This window comes from Myxococcus stipitatus DSM 14675 (genome assembly GCF_000331735.1).
GTDB classification, from domain to species: Bacteria; Myxococcota; Myxococcia; order Myxococcales; family Myxococcaceae; genus Myxococcus; species Myxococcus stipitatus.
On the sequence record NC_020126.1, the window covers coordinates 4,845,329 to 4,867,460 of the forward strand.

21 protein-coding genes are annotated in these 22,132 nt (G+C 69.7%); 13 read left to right on the forward strand and 8 right to left on the reverse strand.

The genetic code is table 11. From position 1 onward, the window contains the following. The first annotated feature begins 160 nt into the window (after positions 1-160). From MYSTI_RS18930 to MYSTI_RS18960, 7 genes are all read left to right on the forward strand, one after another. On the forward strand, positions 161-370 hold the full coding sequence (locus MYSTI_RS18930) for a hypothetical protein (protein WP_015349389.1): 210 nt from the start codon (positions 161-163) through the stop codon (positions 368-370). Positions 371-434: 64 nt separating this feature from the next. Then, a complete protein-coding gene (gene hemB / locus MYSTI_RS18935) occupies positions 435-1,403 on the forward strand; it encodes a porphobilinogen synthase (RefSeq protein ID WP_233278317.1) in 969 nt (322 codons plus the stop codon). Positions 1,404-1,598: 195 nt separating this feature from the next. Then, complete coding sequence (locus tag MYSTI_RS43865; RefSeq protein WP_233278318.1) at positions 1,599-1,973, forward strand: type IV pili motility protein SglS; 375 nt, start codon at positions 1,599-1,601, stop codon at positions 1,971-1,973. Then, positions 1,970-2,611 carry an RDD family protein gene (locus MYSTI_RS18945; RefSeq protein ID WP_015349392.1) on the forward strand — a complete coding sequence of 214 codons (642 nt, stop codon included), beginning with the start codon at positions 1,970-1,972 and terminating at the stop codon, positions 2,609-2,611. The genes MYSTI_RS43865 and MYSTI_RS18945 overlap by 4 nt, the downstream gene beginning before the upstream one ends. Further along, positions 2,596-4,836 carry a D-alanine--D-alanine ligase family protein gene (locus MYSTI_RS18950; protein WP_015349393.1) on the forward strand — a complete coding sequence of 747 codons (2,241 nt, stop codon included), beginning with the start codon at positions 2,596-2,598 and terminating at the stop codon, positions 4,834-4,836. Before MYSTI_RS18945 ends, MYSTI_RS18950 begins: the two co-directional genes overlap by 16 nt. A gap of 136 nt (positions 4,837-4,972) precedes the next feature. Beyond that, complete coding sequence (locus tag MYSTI_RS18955; protein ID WP_015349394.1) at positions 4,973-6,352, forward strand: DmpA family aminopeptidase; 1,380 nt, start codon at positions 4,973-4,975, stop codon at positions 6,350-6,352. A 43-nt stretch (positions 6,353-6,395) separates the two neighbouring features. Continuing rightward, complete coding sequence (locus MYSTI_RS18960; protein ID WP_015349395.1) at positions 6,396-6,512, forward strand: hypothetical protein; 117 nt, start codon at positions 6,396-6,398, stop codon at positions 6,510-6,512. A 29-nt stretch (positions 6,513-6,541) separates the two neighbouring features. On the opposite strand, the gene MYSTI_RS18965 is transcribed toward MYSTI_RS18960, so the two are convergent. Beyond that, the gene (locus MYSTI_RS18965; RefSeq protein WP_015349396.1) at positions 6,542-7,030 is read right to left on the reverse strand and encodes a hypothetical protein; all 489 of its coding nucleotides are present in this window, start codon (positions 7,028-7,030) and stop codon (positions 6,542-6,544) included. A 102-nt stretch (positions 7,031-7,132) separates the two neighbouring features. Here MYSTI_RS18965 and MYSTI_RS18970 point away from each other — a divergent pair, with 102 nt between their 5' ends. Together MYSTI_RS18970 and MYSTI_RS44690 are read left to right on the forward strand one after the other, a co-directional pair. Then, entirely contained in the window at positions 7,133-8,266 is a 1,134-nt protein-coding gene (locus tag MYSTI_RS18970; protein ID WP_015349397.1) for an AI-2E family transporter, read from the forward strand. A gap of 59 nt (positions 8,267-8,325) precedes the next feature. Continuing rightward, positions 8,326-10,074 (forward strand): hypothetical protein, encoded by a 1,749-nt coding sequence (locus MYSTI_RS44690; protein WP_015349398.1) that lies wholly within the window; start codon positions 8,326-8,328, stop codon positions 10,072-10,074. Between the two features lie 11 nt (positions 10,075-10,085). Here the strand turns inward: MYSTI_RS44690 and MYSTI_RS18980 are convergent, their stop codons facing one another. The 7 genes from MYSTI_RS18980 to MYSTI_RS19010 all read right to left on the reverse strand — a co-directional run bounded on the left by MYSTI_RS18980 (position 10,086) and on the right by MYSTI_RS19010 (position 15,773). Beyond that, positions 10,086-10,880, reverse strand: a complete 795-nt coding sequence (locus MYSTI_RS18980) for a nucleotidyl transferase AbiEii/AbiGii toxin family protein (protein WP_015349399.1) — start codon at positions 10,878-10,880, stop codon at positions 10,086-10,088. 76 nt (positions 10,881-10,956) lie between these two features. Further along, the gene (locus MYSTI_RS41855) at positions 10,957-12,147 is read right to left on the reverse strand and encodes a non-canonical purine NTP pyrophosphatase (RefSeq protein ID WP_015349400.1); all 1,191 of its coding nucleotides are present in this window, start codon (positions 12,145-12,147) and stop codon (positions 10,957-10,959) included. Then, positions 12,144-12,905 carry an RNA ligase family protein gene (locus tag MYSTI_RS18990; protein WP_015349401.1) on the reverse strand — a complete coding sequence of 254 codons (762 nt, stop codon included), beginning with the start codon at positions 12,903-12,905 and terminating at the stop codon, positions 12,144-12,146. Before MYSTI_RS18990 ends, MYSTI_RS41855 begins: the two co-directional genes overlap by 4 nt. 52 nt (positions 12,906-12,957) lie before the next feature. Continuing rightward, positions 12,958-13,269 carry a carotenogenesis protein carS gene (locus MYSTI_RS18995; RefSeq protein WP_015349402.1) on the reverse strand — a complete coding sequence of 104 codons (312 nt, stop codon included), beginning with the start codon at positions 13,267-13,269 and terminating at the stop codon, positions 12,958-12,960. Then, positions 13,266-13,931, reverse strand: coding sequence for a hypothetical protein (locus tag MYSTI_RS19000; RefSeq protein WP_015349403.1), 666 nt, complete (start codon positions 13,929-13,931; stop codon positions 13,266-13,268). The genes MYSTI_RS18995 and MYSTI_RS19000 overlap by 4 nt, the downstream gene beginning before the upstream one ends. Next, positions 13,931-14,473 (reverse strand): RNA polymerase sigma factor, encoded by a 543-nt coding sequence (locus MYSTI_RS19005; RefSeq protein ID WP_015349404.1) that lies wholly within the window; start codon positions 14,471-14,473, stop codon positions 13,931-13,933. The genes MYSTI_RS19000 and MYSTI_RS19005 overlap by 1 nt, the downstream gene beginning before the upstream one ends. 115 nt (positions 14,474-14,588) lie before the next feature. After that, positions 14,589-15,773 carry a metallophosphoesterase gene (locus MYSTI_RS19010; protein WP_015349405.1) on the reverse strand — a complete coding sequence of 395 codons (1,185 nt, stop codon included), beginning with the start codon at positions 15,771-15,773 and terminating at the stop codon, positions 14,589-14,591. A 167-nt stretch (positions 15,774-15,940) separates the two neighbouring features. Here MYSTI_RS19010 and MYSTI_RS19015 point away from each other — a divergent pair, with 167 nt between their 5' ends. From MYSTI_RS19015 to MYSTI_RS19030, 4 genes are all read left to right on the forward strand, one after another. Next, positions 15,941-16,423, forward strand: coding sequence for an FKBP-type peptidyl-prolyl cis-trans isomerase (locus tag MYSTI_RS19015; protein ID WP_015349406.1), 483 nt, complete (start codon positions 15,941-15,943; stop codon positions 16,421-16,423). A gap of 125 nt (positions 16,424-16,548) precedes the next feature. Next, positions 16,549-17,745, forward strand: a complete 1,197-nt coding sequence (locus tag MYSTI_RS19020; RefSeq protein WP_015349407.1) for a cyclic nucleotide-binding domain-containing protein — start codon at positions 16,549-16,551, stop codon at positions 17,743-17,745. Positions 17,746-18,181: 436 nt separating this feature from the next. Beyond that, the gene (gene fusA, locus MYSTI_RS19025) at positions 18,182-20,263 is read left to right on the forward strand and encodes an elongation factor G (protein WP_015349408.1); all 2,082 of its coding nucleotides are present in this window, start codon (positions 18,182-18,184) and stop codon (positions 20,261-20,263) included. Between the two features lie 284 nt (positions 20,264-20,547). Further along, on the forward strand, positions 20,548-22,041 hold the full coding sequence (locus tag MYSTI_RS19030) for a DEAD/DEAH box helicase (RefSeq protein WP_015349409.1): 1,494 nt from the start codon (positions 20,548-20,550) through the stop codon (positions 22,039-22,041). Positions 22,042-22,132: the final 91 nt, after the last annotated feature.

The following is a 22,132-nucleotide window of genomic DNA, read 5'->3' on the forward strand; positions in this document are numbered from 1 at the left end:
CCCGCGGCCACGGTTTCGCGGCGCTGGGTAAGGCCTTTCGCACGCCTGGGGTGCCTGCCGCGACGCGACACCTCGTCGTTTCGGGCCCTTGCGCGATTCACCTTCTGTGGTCCGGCCCGTGCAGAACGCGGGGCACACCCCACTTCTGGAGGAGACACGGATGACGTACGAGGATCGCATCGAGCAGCAGCGCGAGGAAGCCCGCCGGGAACTGGTTGCCGCGGAGCTGGAGCTCGCGTCCGGGACCGAGGCGGCGCGCGTGCGCTACGCACGGGCACTGCACGAGGCGGATCTCGCGGAGGCCCGGGCGCAGCGCCAGGCCCGGGAGCGTCAGCGCCATCAGTTGAGCTGGCGGCTCGCCGCAGGGTGAGCAGCCGGGCGGCCCCACGGAAACGATGAAGGCCGGGCGGCGCCGGTTTATATCGGCGTCCATCATGGCCCATCCCGTCCACCGCCCCCGCCGCCTGCGCCGTTCTCCCGTCCTGCGAGAGATGGTGCGCGAAACGCGGCTCGACCCGGGGGACTTCATCTATCCCCTCTTCGTCGTGGAAGGCCGGGACGTGCGCCGTCCCATCGCCTCCATGCCGGGCATCTTCAACCTGTCGGTGGAGCACGCGGTGGCGGAGGCCCGCCTGGCGAAGTCCCTGGGCGTGCCCTCCGTCATCCTCTTCGGGATTCCCGACCACAAGGATGCCCGGGGCACGCAGGCCTACGCGCGCGACGGAATCGTCCAGCGCGCCATCCGGGAGATCAAGGCCGCCGAGCCGGACCTCCAGGTCATCGCCGACGTGTGCCTCTGCGAGTACACGGACCATGGCCACTGTGGCGTGCTGGAGGAGGGCCACGTCGTCAACGACGCCACGCTGCCCCTGCTCGCGCAGATGTCCGTCACCTGCGCGCAGGCCGGCGCGGACATCATCGCCCCGTCGGACATGATGGACGGGCGGGTGGGGGCCATCCGCCGCGCGCTCGACGAGGTGCGCCTGACGGATATCCCCATCCTCTCCTACGCGGCCAAGTACGCCTCCGGCTACTACGGCCCCTTCCGCGAGGCCGCCCAGAGCACCCCCAAGTCGGGTGACCGCCGGGGCTACCAGATGGACCCGGGCAACGTGCGGGAGGCGCTCAAGGAAGTGGCGCTGGACGTGGAGGAGGGGGCCGACATGCTCATGGTCAAGCCGGCGCTGGCCTACCTGGACGTCATCCGGGCGGTGCGGGAGCGCTTCGACCTGCCCCTGGCCGCCTACAACGTCTCCGGCGAGTACGCCATGCTCAAGGCGGCCGGCCAGAATGGTTGGATTGACTACGAACGGGTGATGCTGGAGACGCTCACCGGCATCAAGCGGGCGGGGGCCGACCTCATCATCACCTACCACGCGCTGGAAGCCGCGAAGCTCCTGTAGGCAACAGCACGAGCGCCCGCGCGCGGGATGCCGCTTGATCCTCCGCGGGCGTTGCGTCCAAATAGCCCGCGCACGATGCCCACCAAGAAGAAGCGTCCCAGACGCAGGTCGGAGAAGCCCCCGCCCCCACGACGGCGCGGTTCGGCTCAGCGCCGCGGCACCCAGCGCGCCCCCGTGGTTCGTACTTCTGTTTCGTTGCAGTACAAAGTGGTGGAGCTGTCCACGGTGGACGAGGGCGCGATGGAGCGTGCCCTGAACGAGTGGACCGCGAAGGGCTGGAACCTGGACGGCGTGCAGTTCGCGATGCGCGAGTCCTCCAAGCGGCCGGCCATGGCGTTCATCTTCTTCACGCGCGAGGGCGTCGCGGCCGAGTCGGACCAGGACTCGGCGCGGGCAAAGCTCTTGAGGCTGTCGGAGTCGGGGTCCACGGCGAGGATGGCGTGGGCCTCCGAGTCGGAGCCTCGGCCTCCGTTCCATCCGCTGAGCGCGCATGAGCGGCTGGCGCGGCTGGCGGGAATGGATGAGCCGGAGCCTCGCGAAGAGGGCCTCACGCTGGAGCCCGAGGAGTGAGCGCGCCCCGTGAGCGGGTCCTCATGGCGGCCAGCCGAGGCGGAGGGCGCGCGCTGCGGCTGGTGGTGCATGACGCCGAGCCGGGCTCGCCCTATCCGAAGGCCTCGCTGTGGCTGCGGTTGGGCGCGCGCATCGTCGACGTGGCGGTGGCGTGGGGCCTGTACGTGGTGTGTGGCGCCGCGGGCTCGGTCGTCGCGCTGCTGTTCCTGCTGCTCGCGGATGGGATGATCCAGGGCCAGAGCGTGGGCAAGCGCATCTTCGGCGTGAAGGTGATGCATCTGCCGACGCGCTCGGCGGCGCGGCACCGCGACAGCACGCTTCGCAACGCACCGCTGGCGCTCATCGTCCTGCTGGGAATGATGCCGGCGCCGCTGGGCGCGGTGGCGGCCGTCGCGGGGCTGGTGGTGATTGGCGGCATCGAGGCGTGGCGCGTGCTGAGAGACCCGCTTGGTTGGCGGCTCGGCGACACGTGGGCCCAGACGCAAGTGGTGGATGGGAAGGTTGTGGCCGGCGCAACCGTTGCAGCTCGCGACCCGGTGGCGCACCAGCGTGCGCCGGGGCGGCTCATGTCCGCGGCGAAAGTCCGTCGCGGTCGTTCGTTGAAGAAGAGAAGGGGGCTCCCGTGCGCATCGCGCTGACCCACAATCTCAGGTTGTCTGATTCGGAAGAGGAAGCGGAGTTCGACACCCAGGAGACGGTCAACGCGCTGGCCGCGGCCATCGAGCGGCTGGGACACCGGCTGGAGCGCTTCGAGGTGAGTGGCCCCGCCTCGCGCACCGTGGCGCGGCTGGAGGCCTACAGCCCGGACCTCATCTTCAACACGGCCGAGGGACGCCGGGGCCGCTTCCGAGAGGCGTTCTATCCCGCGCTCTTCGACGAGCTGGGCTTCCCGTACACCGGCTCGGACCCGTATGCGCTGGCGGTGACGTTGGACAAGCAGCTCACCAAGCTGGTCCTGTCCAAGCAGGGCATCCGCACGCCGGGCTGGCAGTACGTGGAGAAGCTCAACGAGCTGGTCGCGGAGAACCTGCGCTTCCCCGTCATCGTGAAGCCCAACTTCGAGGGCTCCTCGAAGGGCATCACCCAGGACTCCATCGCGGAGACCCTGGACGAGGTGCGCCTCAAGGTGGCCTCCGCGCTGGAGAAGTACCCGTCGGGTGTCCTGGTGGAGGAGTTCATCCCGGGACGCGACTTGACGGTGCCCTTCCTGGCGGCGGTGGACAACGACTACGACGGCGTGCTGACGCCGGTGGAGTACGTGGTGGACCCGGCCGTCACCGCGGGCCGCCGGTACGCCATCTACGACTACGAGCTGAAGACGAAGAAGGAGAACGCCGTCTCCGTGCTCGCGCCCGCCCGGATTCCCGCCCGCACGGCGGAGGACATCCGGAAGATGGCGCAGAAGATCTACAAGGCGCTCGACTGCCGCGACCTGGGCCGCATCGACTTCCGGCTCAGCGACGCGGGCGTGCCGTACTTCCTGGAGATCAACGCGCTGCCCAGCCTGGAGCCGGGGGCGGGCATCTACGCGTCCGCGGAGCTGGACGGACTGCACCTGGACGGAGTCATCAACTCCATCATCCAGAGCGCGGCGCGGCGCTACAAGATCAAGGACTCCGCGCGGCGGCAGGGCAAGCCCGCGCGCAAGACGGGGCCGCTGCGGGTGGGCTTCACGTACAACGTGAAGCGCGTGAAGCCCAGCGCGCATGGGGAGTCGGTGGAGGACAGCGAGGCGGAGTACGACTCGCCCAACACGCTCCAGGCCATCCGCGAGGCGATTGCCTCCTGGGGCCACGAGGTCATCGACCTGGAGGCCACCGCGGAGCTGCCCACGGTGCTGTCCAGCACGCCGCTGGACATCGTCTTCAACATCGCCGAGGGCTTCAAGGGCCGCAACCGCGAGAGCCAGGTGCCCGCTATGCTGGAGCTCCTGGACATCCCGTACACGGGCAGCGACCCGGCCACGCTCTCCATCGCGTTGGACAAGGCGCTGGCGAAGAAGATCGTCCGCCAGGCCGGCATCCTCACGCCCAACTTCCAGCTCATGGCCACGGGCAAGGAGCGGCTCAACAAGGAGTTCACCACCTTCCCGCTCATCGTGAAGCCGGTGGCGGAGGGCAGCTCCAAGGGCGTTGTCACCAAGAGCGTCTGCCACAGCGAGGCGGAGCTGCGCGAGGTGGTGCGCGAAATCGCCAGCAAGTACCAGCAGCCCGCGCTCATCGAGGAGTACATCGGCGGGCGCGAGTTCACCGTGGGCCTGCTCGGGGAGCGGCGTCCTCGGGTGCTTCCGCCCATGGAGATTGTCTTCCTGGACAAGGGCGAGAAGAACCCCGTCTACAGCTTCCAGCACAAGCTCGATTGGACGGACCGCATCCGCTACGACGCGCCCGCCAAGATTGAGCCCGCGCTGCTGGAGAAGCTGCGCACGGCCGCGCGCAGCTCGTTCATGGCGCTGGGGTGCCGCGACGTCGCGCGCATCGACTTCCGCATGGACGACAAGGGCCGCATCTACTTCATCGAGTGCAACCCGCTGCCGGGCCTCACGCCGGGCTGGAGCGACCTGGTGCTCATCGCCCAGGGCGCCGGCATGGACTACCGCGCGCTCATCGGCGAAATCATGGCGCCCGCCATCCGCCGCTACAAAGAGCGCGAGGCTCGCCGGGCCGCCACCGAGCACGCCTCCACCGTGATTCACAAGGTGGCCTCGCTGGATGAGCCGGGGGCGATGTCCGCGCCCGCTCCGTCCGCCAGCGCGCCGCCCGCCGCGAGCCCCCATGGCAACGGCGGCAACGGCAACGGCGGCACCAGCTCCGCGGGGGCCTCGTCCTCCGAGGGGGCTCCGCGCATCGAAGCCAAGGCCTGAGCGCCTCACCCCCGAGCGGCCCCCAAGTTCCCGGGGCCGCTTGGAGTCTCGGGGGCCGTTCCACCGTTCGCCTGCCCGAAGATATTACGCGCGCGGAGTGGTTGACGGTGGGTGATGGTCCGCTAGTGTGGCCGGCATGGTGCACATCCCCGAGTACAACGGACCGCGGGTTCGCGCCCGAGAGCTGGGACTTCCCTTGGGGCGCTTCAAGCCCGGGAAGTACAACGCCATCACCGACGTGGATGGCATCCTCGTGGGCCACTGCACGCTCATCCAGGGGGAAGGCCCCCTGAGACCGGGCCATGGGCCGGTGCGCACGGGTGTGACGGCCATCCTGCCGAACAACGGCAACATCTTCATGGAGCGGATGACGGGCGGAGGCTTCGTGCTCAACGGCGCGGGCGAGGTCTCCGGCATGACGCAGCTGATGGAGTGGGGGCTCATCGAGACGCCCATCCTCCTGACGAACACCATGGCGGTGGGCGCGGTGTCGGACGGCGTGGCGCGCCACCTGGTGGAGCGCTACCCGGGCATCGGCGACGAGCACGACGTCATCATCCCCATCGTCGGCGAGTGCGACGACTCCTGGCTCAACGACATCTCCGGCCGGCACGTGCGCGAGGAGCACGTCTACGAGGCCATCCGCAACGCGGCCTCGGGCCCGGTGGCCGAGGGCAACGTGGGCGGCGGCACCGGCATGGTGACGTGTGACTTCAAGGGCGGCATCGGCACCGCGTCCCGCAAGCTGCCGGAGGTGCTGGGGGGCTACACCCTGGGCGTCCTGGTGATGTCCAACTTCGGGAAGATGCACAACCTGCGCGTCGGCGGCCTCCCGGTGGGGGAGGTGCTGGCGGAGAAGTTCAAGGGCGCCCCCAAGCGCGGCACCACCTACGGCTCCATCATCGCGGTGGTGGCCACGGACGCGCCCCTGTTGAGCCATCAAATCAACCGCTTGTGCAAGCGGGTGGGCCTGGGCATCGGCCGGGTGGGCAGCTACGCCGCGCACGGCTCGGGGGAAATCGTGGTGGGCTTCTCCACCGCGAACATCATCCCGCGTCGCACCCAGAAGATGGTCTACAAGCTGAAGCTCCTCTTGGACCAGCGGCTGGACCCCCTCTACGAGGCGGTGATGGAGGCCACCGAGGAGGCCATCCTCAACGCCATGTGCATGGCCACCTCCATGACGGGCGCCAACGGCAACCACTGCCCGGCGCTCCCCCTGGACGAGGTCCGCCACTTCGTGGACGCCTGCAAGCCCATCTTCGCCTCGGTGAAGAAGCGCCCCCACCAGAGCAGCGCCCCGGCCTCCCGGGAGAAGCCCACGGACGAGGACCGGGAGGGGGAGGTCACCGTGTCCACCGCCCGACCCACCCAGGTCCGGGGGGCGGAGGGGATTCCCTTCCCGACACGTCCGGCCCCCGAGGTGGAACCCGGGGGGGAGCCTGGGGCCGAGCAGGCCTCTTCGACACCTTTGAAGGGTTCCTCTTCCGGGAGCCCTTCGGGTTCTGATAGTTAAGCGCCTCTTTTCACGTCTCCATCATGGAGCACAGGAGTCAGCGATGGCCCGCAGCAAGAGCAAGCACCGCCGCGTGCAGATGAAGATCAAGCAGGCCTGGAAGAAGCGGGCCAAGAAGCAGAAGGCGGAGGCCAAGGCCGCCGAGGCCAAGAAGAAGTAATTGGCCCGTCCCGTTGGCGGCCCGAGGTGTTACTCCCGGGTCGCCGAAAACGGGACGATGATGCCGCACCGCTGGGGCGCACCTGTGCTCGGGCGGGAGAAGTTGCCGGTGAAGGTTCCATCGAGTCGCGCCGTGCCGCCGTCCCCCACGGGGGGCGTGTAGCGACCGGCGAGGCTCAAGTTCACCGTGGTTCCACCGTCTGGCGCGCCGGGCTGCGTCCCCGCCAACGTGAAGGAGCCCTCGGCGGAGACGTTGCCGGAGAGGCCCACACCCTCCAGTTTACCGGCGAGGCTGGCGCCCGTCCGGGAGATCTCCAGGGTCCGGCCCCGAGGGAGGTCCACTCCAAGCAAGGTGCAATCGGCGGGGACGCCGCCGTCGGTGAAGGCCATCCGGTAGCGGCCTTCCACGGCAGGGCAGTTGTCGCAGGGCACGGTGTCATCTCCGCAGCCTTGCGTGGCCAGTCCCGCGGCGAGTGCCAGGGCCGCGATGCCCGTCAGGGCGAAACGTCCAGTAGTCATGAAGGGTGTCCTTGTGGTCGGGAAGTCGGACTTCCGGTCAGAAAGCGCGATTCCTAGGTTGGTGGTGGTCGGTGGGCTCGTCGGGCAGGGCGAGGTGGGGCGGTGGCTGATTCGCGGCGGTGGTCGAACTATGGGTTCGCGGCGCTGTTTGCGCTCGTGCTGATGCTGTTCTCCAGGATTCTGTTGCCGTTCCTGATGCCTGTCTTGCTGGGCGGCTTCCTGGTGGTCCTCTTCATGCCGGTGCAGGACTACCTGTGCCAGAAGACACGGGGCCGCAAGGCCTTGTGCGCGGGGTTGTCGACCCTGACGGTGTTCCTGCTCATCCTCGCGCCGCTGGCCCTGGTGGGGTGGCTGGTGGCGCGCGAGGTGCTCCACGTCGTGGGGCGCGCGCAGGACGTGTTGGAGCAGATAGATGTGGGGCACTGGCTGGGTGCCGTGCTCCCGAGGGGCCTGAGCCGCTTCATCCGCTTCGACCTCGAGAGCAGCCACGCGGAGCGCTCGCTGATGGCGGCGGTGGCGGGAAGCGCGTCGCTGTTGAAGGACGTGGTGGGGGCGGGCACGGAGCTGGCCATCAACATGTTCCTGATGACGGTGGCCATGTATTACTTCTTCCTCGATGGCCGCCGGCTGGTGTCGGAGGTGACGGCGCTGATTCCGCTGGAGCGGCGCTATCTCGATGCCTTCGCGCGGGAGTTCACCGACGTCGCCTACGCGATGGTCTACGGCAACACCATCACCGCGCTCATCCAAGGGGCGGTGGGATTCCTGGGGTTGCTCATCGCCGGGGTGCCGCACGCGGGGGTGTGGGGGGCGGCCATGGTGTTGGTGGCGCTGGTGCCGGTGGGAGGCACGGCCCTGGTCTGGGGGCCCATCGGCCTGGTGCTCATCGCCGTGGGGAAGGTGAGCGAGGGCGTGTTCCTCCTGGCCTGGGGCACGCTGCTCGTGGGGAGCATCGACAACGTCATCCGCCCCCGGTTGTGTGGCTCGCGCATGGCGCTGCACCCGCTGCTCGTCTTCCTCTCGATGTTCGGTGGGCTGGCGGTGTTCGGGATGATGGGGCTGTTGGTGGGGCCGCTCATCGCGTCGCTCTTCATGGCGATGGTGCGCATCTACCGCCGTGACTTCCTGGGGAGGGGTCGCTCGGAAGGAGAGCCGCCCGTGGCGGTGCGGTTGGAGGCACCTCCCCTGGCGACAGCGCCTCCGGTGGTGGCGGCCTCGGCGCCCGCGAACGCATGACTGGATAGCCGGGCAAGCCTGGACTTCGCCTCCGGGGTGGGTGAACCTTCCATCCCTCAATGATGAACACCCAACACGCGATGGTTCGCTGGGGCCTGGTGCTGTTCGTGGCACTGGCGCTGGCGTCCCCCGGGGCGCAGGCGCAGGTCATCAAGAAGCGGCGCGCGGCGCCTGTCCCGGTCGCGGCACCCAAGGCGAAGCCTCGGGCGGCGAAGGCCCGGAAGGCCGTGGCTCCGAAGGAGGAGTCCCCTCGCGTCGTGGTGCTGACGGTGGAGGGAGATCGCGGCGGGAAGGTCCGCACGCAGCTCGAGTCCGCCCTGCGTCGGGACAAGCAGGTGAAGGTGGCGTCGCTGAAGCAGTACGCCACGCTTGGGAAGAAGAGCGGGCTGAAGGGCAGTGTCCTCTTCACCGACGGGCCGCTGGCCAGCGTCGCGCCGAAGATGAAGCTTGCGGGCGCCATCAGTGGAACGGTGGGGCCCACGGGCCTGACGGTGCGCGTGTTGGACGCGAGCGGCGCGGTGCTCGGCGAGCAGGAGGTGAAGCTGACCCGAGGCAAGCTGTCGCCCGCGGACGCGAAGGTGGCGGTGCGCGGAGTCGTCGACTTGCTGAGGGGGACTCCGCGAGCCTTCGAGGCTCCTTCGAGTGTCTCGCCCTCCGAGCCGCTTCCCACGGTGGAGCCGGCGGTCCCCGTGGCGGAGGCTCCGCCGAAGTCTCCGCGCTCCGAGCCTGTCGCGGAGCGTCCGGTGGAGACGCCCAAGCCGTTGGAGCCCGCGCCGGTGGCGGAGCGCCCGGTGGAGACGCCGAAGCCCTTGCCGGAGAAGGCTCCGCGTTCGAGCGAGCCGGAGTTGGTGGCCGTGGGGCCGCAGCCCAAGGACGGCCCGCCGGCGATGGAGGAGGACCCCGAATCCCACACCACCACGGATCCATTCCTGGAGGTGGCGTTGGACACGGGCTCGGGTGGGACGGTGGGCGAGGAGCCGCTGCGTCCTCCGCTGGCCCGACTCACCCTGGGGGGGACGACGACGTGGCGCAAGTACTGTACGCGTCCGGGCGTGAAGTCCTGCGGCGAGTTCGACAAGAAGAGTGACGAGGAGAAGGTGGGTGATCGGTCCGACTTCGAGTCGTCCGCGCCGTACCTGGGCATCTCCGCGGAGCTGGAGCTGTTGCCGCTGGCCCGGCACACCTCGCCGCTGCGGGGGCTGGGGTTGGTGGTGGGGTATCGGCGCGGGTATGCGTCCACGGACGTGACGCTGTTCAACGAGTCGGGGCAGTCCGGTACGCGCGAGGTGGTGGCGACGGACTCGGTCTTCACGGCGCAGGCGATGTATCGCTACTTCTTCGGTTTCGGCTCGTCGCGGAATCTCCTGGGGTACGCGGGGGTGAAGGCGGGGATGCTCACGCGCTCCTTCGACGTGGACGCGCCGGCGGACAGCCCGTTGTCGAGCACGCACCGCCTGTTCCCCGCGGTGGGCCTGGAAGTGTCGGTGCCGTTGCTGCGGCAGGTGCGGCTGGAGGCGGCCGGGCAGTTCTTCATCGGCCCGAAGCCGGGCAAGGGCTTCGACGACGACGGTGGGGCGCTGGACCTGGAAGTGAGTGACTACGGTACTTCGGTGTCATCTTTCGGCTGGGAGGCGGAGCTGGGCGTGGCGGGCGAGGTGTGGGGTCCGTTCGGCTACCAGGTGCGCTTCGAGCTGTCGCAGTTCAAGGACACCTTCTCCGGGGCGGGGACGCGCTCGGGGTGGAACAACGGGGGCGTGGCCGAGGACACGTACTCCAGCATCCACTGGAGCCTCACCGCGTCGTACTGACGCGGGAGGGTTCAGGTGGGGGGCAGGGTGCGCGCTGTTTCCCACACGGGCCGGAGGGCATGGCTGACGGCTTGGACGACGTCGGCGAGGTGCTCGGGTCGTCCTTCGGGTTGGGGGGCTCGGTAGCGCGCCCACTTCTCCAGGCTCCAGGGGCTCTGGCCGAACGAGCCGGAGACGAGTCGCTCCATCAAGTCCAGGGAGTCGCCGCGCGAGTCGAAGGCGATTCGCAGCGCGGGCGCGAGCAGGGGCGCTTCGAGCGATGCGAAGCGGATGAGGAGGAAGACGTCGAAGAGGTCCTTGGGGCGGAAGCGGCCCTTGCCTCGCTCGAAGAGTCCGTGGACCTTCCACGCGAACATCGACTCCGGGCGGACGGCGAGCACATGGGCGGGAGCGCCATCGGTCGACGGATAGTCGAGCCAGAGGGGCGGAGGCACCGTCTCGTCGCCAAAGCCGATGTCGATGCGGAGCTCGAAGGGGGAGGGAGTGTCGGGCAGGCGCGTCTCGACGTGGAGGCGCACGCCGGGGAAGTCGGTCTCCTCCCAGATGACCTCGGAGCGAAGCGCGCCGAAGGAGTAGCCGTCCTCGACGTCCAGGCTCAACACCTGCTCCACGAGCCGCAGTGTCCGAGGGACATCGAACGGAAAGGTCGCGAGGAAATCGAGGTCCTCGACCAGGCGAGGCACGGTGCCGCTCCAAAGGCGCATCATCAGCCCGCCGCGAAGGACCAGGGAGGATGCGTCCGGCGAGCGGGCGAGACGTCGCAACACCGCGACTCCCGAGCGAAGCGGATGCACGTCGGGGCTCATGGCGTGCCCTCCGTCCCGATGCGAGGGGTGGTGTCGTTTCGCCGGCGCCGCGGCGCGCTCGGATGCGCGCCGGGGCTCATGGCGTGCTCTCCAGCCAGCCTCGGTCGAGGCCGTGGTTGGAGTCGTAGACGGTGTACTCGCGCAGCCGCTGCGTGAGCGGATAGCCCTGGCCCGCGAGGTCCTCCAGCAGCGCGGTGAAGCGCGCGTCGGCGTTGGCTCGGCCGAGCCCGTGGACGCGCAAGGTGACGAATCGCTCGGCGGCGCCGTCCTCACGCACCTTCCGCGCGTTGCGTGACAGGTGCGCGCCGTGCCTCGCGCATCGCGCCTGGAGCGCGGCCAGGTCCCCACCGCTCGCGGGCAGGAGGACCTTCACGTGGAACTCGAAGTAGTTCGCGGGCTGAGCACGCGCTGCGTCGTCGTCCTCGGGCATGTCGCGATTCTTCCCCAACGCCTCCAGCTTCATGCGCGTCACGTCGAAGCCCTGGCTCGCGAGCGCACGCGCCATCGCCCTCACTTCCTCCTGCGCATGCCGGAGCGTGCCGTGGTGGTAGGAGGCCGTCATGGGCTGGAACGGCTCGGCGCCTCGGCCCAGCTCGATGAAGATGCACTTCACCGAGGCCGCGTCGCAGAACGCGCGGAAGCGCTCGAGGTCCTCCTCGGAGCGAGCGGAGACGGTGAGGTGCGCCTCGTACGCGCCACCAGGAGACATGGGGCGCAGCAGGTCCGCCAGCTCCAGGTAGGGCCTGTGCCGCATGTTCACGAAGAACTTGTTCCCCTCCATCTCGCCGAGCGTCCGCTGATACCCATCGGGCAGCCACGCACTGTCCCAGCCATACCCACCCTCGCCACGAGGCTGCGCGAGCAGCGAGCCCGAGATGGCGCCCTCGAACACCTGGACACGGTCGGGACTCCCCTCCGCGGAATAGGCCACCGCCACCCGAGTGCGCCCCCGGCGGCCACCATGCTCCGCGAAGAAGTCCCGCGCCCCGCGCGTCTGCAGCTCCTGCTTGAAGCGCGCGCCCGAGAAGGACTCACCGCCCTCCAGCTCCAGCGCGGTGGTCTCCACGATGCACGGAGCACCGAGCCGCGCGAAGGCCGCCAGCACCTTGTGCTTCGCGACCGAGACAAGGTCGAGCGGCGCCGTGAGCGCATCGTCCTCGAAGCCAGGGAGCGGGAGCTTCTGCCAGGTGATGTCGAGGCCCGCCAGGAGGCGGATGACCTCATCGGCCTTGTGGCGGTTGCCAGTGACGAGAATGGCTCGATTCACGGGAGCACGTCCTTCGATGAGGGCGCTTCGGGGCGCCAGTTCCAGAGGGCGGGGCGCCCGGTGTTCTCTGGAAGCAGGCCCCCGTCCACCTTGTCGCGGCGGACATACTTGGCCAGGAAATCCACCCTGACACCCGTGCCCTCCTCCCGCCGCTCGAGCCGCCACACGGCGCCCTCCACCGGGTCCATGGCGTGATGGAACCCATGCGGTAGGAGACGAGACATCGCCGCCTCGATATCCAGCGGCCCTCCTTCGTGAATCAGGCCCGGGGTGACGAAGTCCGCGACGCGCAGACGCTCGGTCACCTGCGCCCACGGGAGGCTCAGACCCTGGCTCATCAGGTCGAAGGCCACGAAGGGCTCATGGGTGAGCGCATAGCGGGTGCTGTGCGCCAGCGCGAGCCACTCGCCGACGAGCCACTCACCGGGCTTCAACACCGCCATGAACCGCTCCGAGTGGGCCGCGACCCAGCCTGCCCAGAGCCTGCGGGCTTCGTTGGGAGAATGTGCGGCCAGCCGTCCTTCGCGGCCCAGCGCGAGGAGTGTGTCGCCCACTCGAGCCGCGGCGACACAGGAGCCGTCCAGCTTCTCCAGGACGACGACATGGTCTCGAGCATCGCGCACCCGTTCGGTGCAGACACGCGCGAGCGCGGGAGGAAGGTGCCTGTCCGCGGGTCCGGTTCGCGAACCAGGCAGGTGCGGAATCGAGCCGTAGGCCTTTCGGCCCAGCGGACGGAGCTCGGGGTCGGAGAGGTTCACCGCGCCCGACGATGCTCAATCCAGAGCGCGGATGCGAACGGAAAGGGACGACCTACTGCAAGCGATGGGACTTCGTGCGCGGGGGCCGCACCCGTTCCCGTGCACGCACCCGGTCCGATACCAGCTCATCGAGGAAGAAGAGGTCATCGCCCAGCCCATCCACGCGGACCTGGATGAGCGGGTCCGCGGGGTACTGCTGGACGGGGTCATCGTAGACGAGCGCCACGACGGTGCCGGTGCGGCCGAGGAAGCCCGGGCTGATGGTGCCGTCCGTCGAATCGGGGACGACGGTGACGCGGTCTCCGATGTGCACGGGGGCACCGTCCACGTCTCGCTTCACGATGAGAGAGGGGTCCTGGATCATGGTGCGTAGGAGCGGGGCTTGAGGGAGCGGGAGAGGACGATGGCCGCCGCGCAGATGAGCGCCCAGGCGAGCAGGTGGTAGCCGGCGACGTGCCGCCAGTCCTGCTCACACGCGAGCTCGCCCACGAAGGCCCCCGTCGTGCCGACGGACAGGCCCGCGCACAGGGCGCGCAGCGGTTGAAAGGCCGCGCCTCGCAGCACCACCAGCGCGACGATGAGCGGCACGAGGTCCACCGCGAGGTGGCTCGCCGTACACACCCAGGCGGGAAGCGACGCCGGCGAAGTGGGGGAGGCCCGCGCGAGCACGAGCGTCGCGGCGCACGCCACGGCCAACCCCACGGCGGCACGGCGCAGGCCACGTCCTCGAGGGGACAGGGCGCCCCAGGCACAGACGCCGCTGGTCGTGAGCAGGAGCAACAGCAAGGGGGCTCGCTGGAGCAGGGCCGGGCCGCTCAATGCGCCCCCCACGAGCAGGATGGCCACCACCAGCAGCGCGAGGGTGCAGCACGACGCCATCACCCACGCGGCCTGGGTGCGCCAGCGCCTCACGGGCTGGTTCAACGCCAGCTCACCTCGTGCACTCTCGAGGGCCCGGGAGAGGGCGCTCGCCTCCACGCGAGGCTCCTCGTTGAGCAGCGCGTCGATGTCGATGGGCGTCTTCATCACGCCTCTCCCAACGCGCCGAGAATCTCCCGGAGCTTCTCGTAACCCCGGTGGGCCCGGAGCCTCGCCGCGCCCGCGCTGATGCCTCGGAGCTCGGCAATCTCGTCGAAGGACCAGCCCTCCACCTTGCTCAGCACCACGGCCTCGCGGTGGTCGGCGGGGAGCTGCTGGAGCGCGTCCAGCAGGTGCTGACGCAGGGACGGGTCTCCCGAGGGCGGCGGCGCGGAGGTGGGGGCTCCCGTGTGGGCCCCCGAGGCGTAGGCATCCACATGGTGGCGATGACGCAGCGAGTCCCGCGCGGCATTCGCGGCGATGGTCATCAGCCAGGGGATGAAGCGAGTCCCGGGCTCGTAGCGCCCTCGGGCTCGGATGACGGACAGGAATGTCGTCTGCAAGAGGTCCTCGGCGAGCGGGCCGTCCCGCACCATTCGCGTCAGGAACCCCTGCACCCGGCCAGAGTGCCGGGCGAACAAGGTCTCGAACGCGTCTGATGCACCGTCGCAGAACCGTTCCATGAGTGCTTCATCCGAGGGACTTCCCATCACCCGGCTCATGGACGGCCCACCCTGAAATGTGTTTCGGGGGCCGCGAGCGGACCTTCCGCCGCGGTCAACCCGGTGGAATCACGGGGGATTTCACGCCCCCCGCTCGAAAGGCTCACCCAGGCATCAACACCAGCCGGGCAATCTCTGGCGGGGCCCCCACGCGCATGGGCGGGCCGACGAAGCCGCAGCCCCGGCTGACATAGAGCTGGGAGTCGCCCGTGCGGCTGAGCCCCGCATTGCGGCTGCCCCAGATGGCGCCCGCCACCAGGTTGCCCGGGAACATCTGCCCGCCATGGGTATGGCCGGAGATCTGGAGCCCCACGCCGCGCCGGGCCACTTCGTCGAAGTTGGACGGCTGATGCGCCAGGAGCACGGAGGCGCGGTCCGGACTCACCTCGCGAAGCGCCGCGTCCAGGTCGTACCCGGGCTCGCCCATCCGGAATGCGCTCCAGTCGTCCACCCCCGCCAATGAGAAAGAGGCTCCCGTGTCCCCGATGGACACGGCGCGGTTGCGCAGCACGGTGATGCCCAGTCGCTCCAGGAAGGCCACCCATGACGTTGCGCCGGAATAGTAATCATGATTGCCGGTGACGAAGAACACTCCATGGCGAGCGGCCAGCGCGCCGAAGCCCGCGACGTAGGGTCCCAGCCTGCTCACCGGCCCATCCACCAGGTCGCCGGTGATGACGATGACGTCGGGCTTCAGCGCGTTGGTGCGCGCGACCAGCTCATCCACGAAGTGCCGCTGGAGCACGTCGCCCACGTGGATGTCCGTGAGCTGCACCAGGGAGAAGCCATCCAGGGCCCGAGGCAGGCGCGGCAGGCGCACGGGCGTGTCGCGCACGTCGGGTGGGTGGAACGCGCGCCAGGCCCCGAAGCCGCTCAGTCCGACGCCCGCGACGCCCGCGCCCACGGCCAGTCCTCCGGTGAGGACCGCGCGTCGCTCGGGGGAGGGCGGGAGCGATGCGGGGGGCACAGGGCCTCGCACGGCCCGGCTCGCCACGCGCTGCGCCAACTCCACGGCCAGCGTGCAGAAGAACAGGTACATCACCAGGCCCATCCACGTGAGCAGCCCGATGCCCACGAGCCGGACGCCCTCCGTGGGGAACCAGACGCCGAAGGAGCGGAACCCGGCGGCGCCCACGAAGCCCGAGACGAGCAGGACCTGGGCTCCCCGGCGGAGGCCCCGGTGCGCCGTCATGTCGCGGATGAGCCGACGATAGAGATAGACGTGCGCGACGCCGAGCAACGTCAGGATGGGGACGAACCACAACAGGAAGCTGAGCCAGCGGGGCATTGTCCTCCTGCATAGCGGAAGCCCCGAGGAGACGCCCGCGCATTTCGAGCCAGGGCCGTCACCCCTGTCGGCGGGCAAGCGGTCACGCTTCTGCTTCCGTGATGGGACGTCCCGGGGCAGTCTGGGCGCGTTCATCGCCGGACTCCGGCCTGCTTCCGAGGACCCTCATGCTCCGCTCGCTTCTGTTGTGCGCCCTGCTCCTGCCCTTGATGGGCTGTGGTGATGACTCGCCGGGGCAGGGGAACCCGGACAACGGCGACCCGACGAAGGTGACGTACGCGGAGAGCCTGAACGTGGACCTGTCGACGATGACCCTCCTGCCCACGGGCCTGTACCTGCAGGACCTGGGGGCCGCGGGCACGGGGGCGGAGGCGACGGACGGGGCGCGGGTCCAGGTGCACTACACGGGCTGGCTCCCCGATGGGACGAAGTTCGAGTCGTCGGAGAACAAGGCGCCGATCGGCTTCAACGTGGGGCGGCGGCAGGTCATCGATGGCTGGGACCAGGGCATCCTGGGCATGCGCGTCGGCGGCAAGCGGCGCCTCATCATCCCCTCCTCGCTGGGCTATGGCTCGCAGGGCTCTTCGTCGGGCCGCATTCCTCCGTACACGGTCCTCATCTTCGAGGTGGAGCTCATCTCCGTCCGCTGACGGGGCGCGGGTTGCCCAGGGCCACGGGCGGAGTGATATAGGCGCCCCAGGTCCGCTGGGGCGTCGGGAGACCCGAGCACGGGTTCCCGATGTGGGGGTTGCACGCCCGGCGAGGGGGACTCGCAATGTCACGGTCCGAGGCGGAAGTGCCCGAAGTGAGCAGCGAGCGAGGGGGCGCGGAGGGAACGCTCCAGGCGCTGCAATCCCTGATGGGATTGGAGACCGAGGCGACGGCCGCGCGGCTCTACGAAGAGCTCAGCCTGGCGCAACGCGAGCGCCTGCTGCGTGAGGCCGAGCAGGCCCCCTCGGATGTCCGCGCGCGTCTGTCGGAGGTGCTGCGCTTCGCGCGCGACTTCTCCGGCGCCGCGAGGCTGCTGAGCGGCTGCGGCGAGGACGCGCGCGTGGCGGCCCTGTATGTCCAAGCAGGCCAGTACGTGGACGCGGCGGAGGCGTACCTGCGCGTGGGTGACGCGGAGCGCGCGGCCGCGGCCTTCGAGCGGGGTGGCGCGCTGGAGCGGGCCCTGGGGGTGTACCGGGGCCTGGGCTCGTCCGAGGCCGTGGCCCAGTGTCTGGTCCGCCTGGGACGCCCCTTCGAGGCGGCGCTCGTCTACCGCGAACTGGGACAGCCCCACTCGGAGGTGGAGGCGCTGGGCTGTGTCCCGGTAGGAGACGCGCGCTACGTGGAGTCGGTGCTGCGCATGTGCATGCTGCTGGACGCGGAGGGCTTCACGCGCCGGGCGCTGGCGCTGCTCGCGGACACGATGCGGGGCTCGGAGGCGGTGCGCGCGGACCCCGCGTTGGCGGCGGAGAAGGCGCGGCTGCTGCGGCGCATGGGCATGGAGGCGGAAGCGGAGGCCGTCATCGCCCGGCTGACCGCGCAGGGCATCGTGCCGAGGGACGACGGCTACGAGTACCTCAAGGCGATTCCCATCTTCGGCGAGCTGTCGCTGGAGGACATGCGCGACCTCTACCGCGTGGCGCGACAGGTGCTCATCCCCGCGGGCGCCGTGGTGCTGGAGAAGGGGACGGCGGGGGTGGGGCTCTTCGTGTTGCTGGAAGGCACCGTGGAGGTCTTCAGCGGCACGGAGGACGACGCGCGGCGCCTCAACACACTGGGGCCCGGTGCCCACCTGGGGGAGATCTCCCTGGTCCAGGACGCGCCCGTGTCCGCGCGAGTGAAGGCGCGCACGGCGGTCCGCGCGCTGCGCATCACCCGCGCGGGCTTCCAGCACTACCTGGACACGCACGAGTCCGCCGCGCTGCGCATCTATCGCCTCTTCACCCAGAACCTCGCCGCGCGGGTTCGGGCGCTCAGCGGTTGATTGTCATATCAACGCGAGACGGACGCATCGCACGGACCTGTCGAGCCCGGGTTGACACGGGCTCGTGTCTGTCTTAACTATTCCCCATCATGAGGCCCGTCTCCTTCATCGCTCAGCAGGTCGCGCGGATGTCCGCGCCCGCGGCGGACGTGTGCCTTGCCCCCCGTCACGAGGTTCTGCTCGACATTTGAGCTGGCGGGGCCGGAGTCCTTCCGGTGCGCGGGTGGCTGGTTCCCGTGTGCCGTGAAGTCCGGTCCCGCTCTGGCTCTGTGGCGGAGCCCTCGTCTGTCCACTCGCGTCCCTGAGCGGAGCTTGCTGTCCCTCCAGGGCGTGTCGCGCGAGCAGGCCTGACGGTCATCGCCGAAGTCCTCCAACCGGTTCCTTTCATCCATCACCGCCCGTGGGCCTCGCTGCCCGACGGGAACGGGAGTCCTTCATGTCTCGCAATACTCGCATCGAGCGCTATCGGAACATTGGCATCATGGCTCACATTGACGCGGGCAAGACGACGCTGACCGAGCGCGTCCTGTTCTTCACCGGTCGCATCCACGCCACGGGCGAGGTGCACAACGGCTCCACGGAGATGGACTGGCTGCCGCAGGAGAAGCAGCGTGGCATCACCATCACCTCCGCGGCCACCACCGCGTTCTGGTCTCCCCGCCAAGGCCCCTCCGCGGGCACGGCCCATCGCATCAACATCCTGGACACGCCGGGACACGTGGACTTCACCATCGAGGTGGAGCGCTCCCTTCGCGTGCTGGATGGCGCGGTGGCCGTGTTCGACTCGAGCCAGGGCGTGGAGCCCCAGTCGGAAGCCGTGTGGCGCCAGGCGGACCGCTATGGCGTTCCTCGCATCGCGTTCCTCAACAAGATGGACAAGGTGGGCGCGGACTTCGCCATGAGCCTGGCCTCCATCCGGGAGCGCCTGGGGGCCCGTCCCGTGGCGGTGCAGCTCCCGCTGGGCGCGGACTCGGAGTTCCGAGGACTGGTGGACCTGGTCCGGATGAAGACGGTGCTCTTCGACGGGGACGGCGGCGAGTACCGCGACGACCTCCCCGTGCCCGAGGACCTGCGCGCGCAGGCGGAGACGCTGCGCCTGCGGCTCATCGAGGCGGCGGCGGACATGGACGATGGGGTGATGGAGAAGTTCGTGAACGGGCGGTTGGACGACGTCACGGAGGCGGAGCTCGTCCGGGCCCTGCGCGCGGGCACGCTCTCGCGCTCGCTGGTCCCCGTGCTCGCGGGGTCGGCCTTCAAGAAGAAGGGAGTGCAGATGTTGCTGGACGCCATCGTCAACTATCTCCCCGCGCCGTCGGACCTGCCGGCGGTGGAGGGCTTTGTCCCGGGCACGGAGAAGACCGTCATGCGAGAGCCCTCGGACGACGGTCCTCCGGCCGCGCTCGCCTTCAAGCTCATGAGCGACAAGAACGTGGGCAACATCGTCTTCCTGCGCGTGTACTCGGGCACCTTGCGCGCGGGCACCGTCCTGCTCAATCCCGCCACCGGCAAGCGGGAGCGCGTGGGCCGGCTGATGTTCATGCATGCCAATCGCCGGGAGGAAGTGGAGGAGGTCCATGCGGGAGACATCGCCGCGGCGCTCGGCATGAAGGGCGTGCGCACGGGAGACACGCTGAGCGACCCGGACGCCCCCGTGGTGCTGGAGTCGCTGAGCTTCCCGGAGCCCGTGGTGCACCTGACCGTGGAGGCCAGGTCCCCCGCGGAGCTCCCGAAGTTGGAGGACGGCCTGCTTCGACTCGCGGCGGAGGACCCGTCGCTTCGCGTGGGCGTGGACCCGGAGAGCGGCCAGGTGCTGCTGTCCGGCATGGGTGAGCTTCACCTGGAGGTGGTCGTGGACCGTCTGAGGACCGAGTACGGCGTGGAGGCCCGCGTGGGACAGCCCAAGGTGGCCTACCGCGACACCGTCAAGCAGGCGGTGCGCCAGGAGTACCGGCATGTCCGTCAGACCGGAGGGCCCGGACAGTATGCGCGCGTGGTGCTGGACATCGCTCCAGCGGCGCGGGGCGCGGGGCTCGTCTTCGTGGACGACACGCGGGGCGGCTCCATTCCGAAGGAGCTGGTGCCGGCCATCCAGAAGGGCGTGGCGGGGGCCATGGAGCGTGGGGTGCGGGATGGAGTGGCGCTGGTGGACATGGAGGTGCGACTGGTGGACGGGGACACGCACGTGCGTGACTCCACGCCCCAGGCGTTCTCCCTGGCGGGCTCCCTGGCGGTCCAGGAGGCGGTGCGACGCGTGGGGGTCCAGGTCCTCGAGCCGGTGATGGATGTCGAAGTCACCACACCCGAGGAGTACGTGGGTGAGGTGCTCGGAGACCTGGCCGCGCGGCGCGGACGGGTGCAAGGGATGGAGACCCAGGGGCCCGCGCGGAGGGTGCTCGCGCGAGTGCCCATGGCCAGTCTGTTCGGCTACGTCACCAGCCTGCGAGGCCGCACGCAGGGGCGAGGCCAGGCGAGCATGCGCCTGGGCTCCTATGAGCCCCTGCCCGATGCGCGAGCGTGATGTGAAGTGACGGGGGCCCCGGACGTTGGAATGTCCGGGGCTCCCAAAAACCTCTGTCAAGCCCTCGATTTCGCGCGACAACCGACCTCGAAGCGGGCAGGGTCCGCCGCACGATGTCGCGGAATGGGAGGGGGGACCTGCCCGTTCTCAGACATCCTCAAGCGGGTCGGCCGGCCGGGCCGCACCGCGCACCGCCAGGCGCCCTCGGGTTTCAGCTCGAACGGGCACGCTGCGCGGGCTTCCTCGCCTGTCGGGGAAGCAGACTCAACTTGACTTAGGAATCCATGACTTTCGACGAATTGCAGCTTCACGACACCCTTCTGCGCGCAGTCAAGGCGGAGGGGTACACCACGCCGACGCCCATCCAAGCGAAGGCGATTCCCCACGCCCTGGCGGGGAAGGATGTGCTGGGGGTCGCCCAGACGGGCACGGGGAAGACGGCGGCCTTCGCCCTTCCGATTCTCCAGCGGTTGTCCGCCAAGGCGCCCGCGGGTGGCGCACGGCCCGTGCGGTGCCTTGTCCTCACCCCGACGCGCGAGCTGGCGGGGCAGGTGGGCGAGAGCTTCATGACGTACGGGAAGAACCTTCCCCTGCGGCACGCGGTGATCTTCGGCGGCGTGGGGCAGGGCGCGCAGGTGCAGTCGCTCCAGCGGGGTGTGGACGTGCTGGTGGCGACGCCGGGCCGTCTGCTGGACTTGATGGACCAGGGGTATGTGTCGCTGCGCTCGCTCGAGGTGTTCGTGCTCGACGAGGCGGACCGCATGCTGGACATGGGGTTCATCCACGACGTGCGCAAGGTCATCAAGGCGCTGCCCTCCAAGCGGCAGACGCTCTTCTTCAGCGCGACGATGCCGCCGGAGATTGTCGACCTGTCGCGCAACCTGCTCACCGACCCGGTGCGCGTGGAAGTGACGCCCGTCTCCAGCACCGCGGAGACGGTGGCGCAGCAGGTGTTCTTCGTGGAGCGCGAGCAGAAGCGCGGGCTCCTGACGCACCTGCTGAAGGACGGAAAGATCTCGCGGGCGCTGGTCTTCACGCGCACCAAGCACGGCGCGAACCGGGTGGCCAAGCAGCTCGAGGGCTCCGGGGTGAGCGCCGCGGCGATTCACGGCAACAAGAGCCAGAACGCCCGTGAGCGCGCGCTGGATGATTTCCGCTCCGGGACGCTCCGGGTGCTGGTGGCCACGGATATCGCGGCGCGCGGCATCGACATCGACGGGCTGAGCTTCGTCATCAACTACGACCTGCCCAACGTGCCGGAGCAGTACGTGCACCGCATCGGCCGCACGGGCCGCGCGGGAGCGCAGGGCACGGCGCTGTCGTTCTGCGACGCCGAGGAGCGCGCGTACCTGCGCGACATCGAGCGGACCATCCGGCGCAGCGTTCCGGTGGTGGAGGATCATCCGTACCGCTCGGGTGTCGCGGCGCCGCGTCCGGGGGCTTCCGCTTCGGTGGAGGCGCCCGCGGCGCGTGGCTCGGGCCAGGCGATGCACGCGCGAGGCGGGCAGGGTGGTGGTGGCGGCCGGGGCAATGCGCCCGGTGGCAACGCTCGTCGTCGGCGCGGCGGACGCAATGGCGGCGGTGGTGGTGGTGGCGGCCAGGGCCGTTCCGAGGGCAATCGCTCGGCGCGTCCGGGTGGCTCCGGGCAGGGGGCTGGTCGGGGCGGCTCGCAGGCGCCTCGTGGTTCGGGTGCCCCTGCTCAGCGTCCCGCCGCCTCGGCTCCCGCGAAGGCCGCCGACCCGCTGCCTCCGCGTCGTGAGTCGCCGAAGTGGCTGTGAAGTAGAGGGTGACGCTCCAGGCCGTTCGCGATGAGGGCGAAGCACGGCCCCCGCGAGGGCCTGGAGTCCCGAGGCCGCCGAGGCGTGTGAT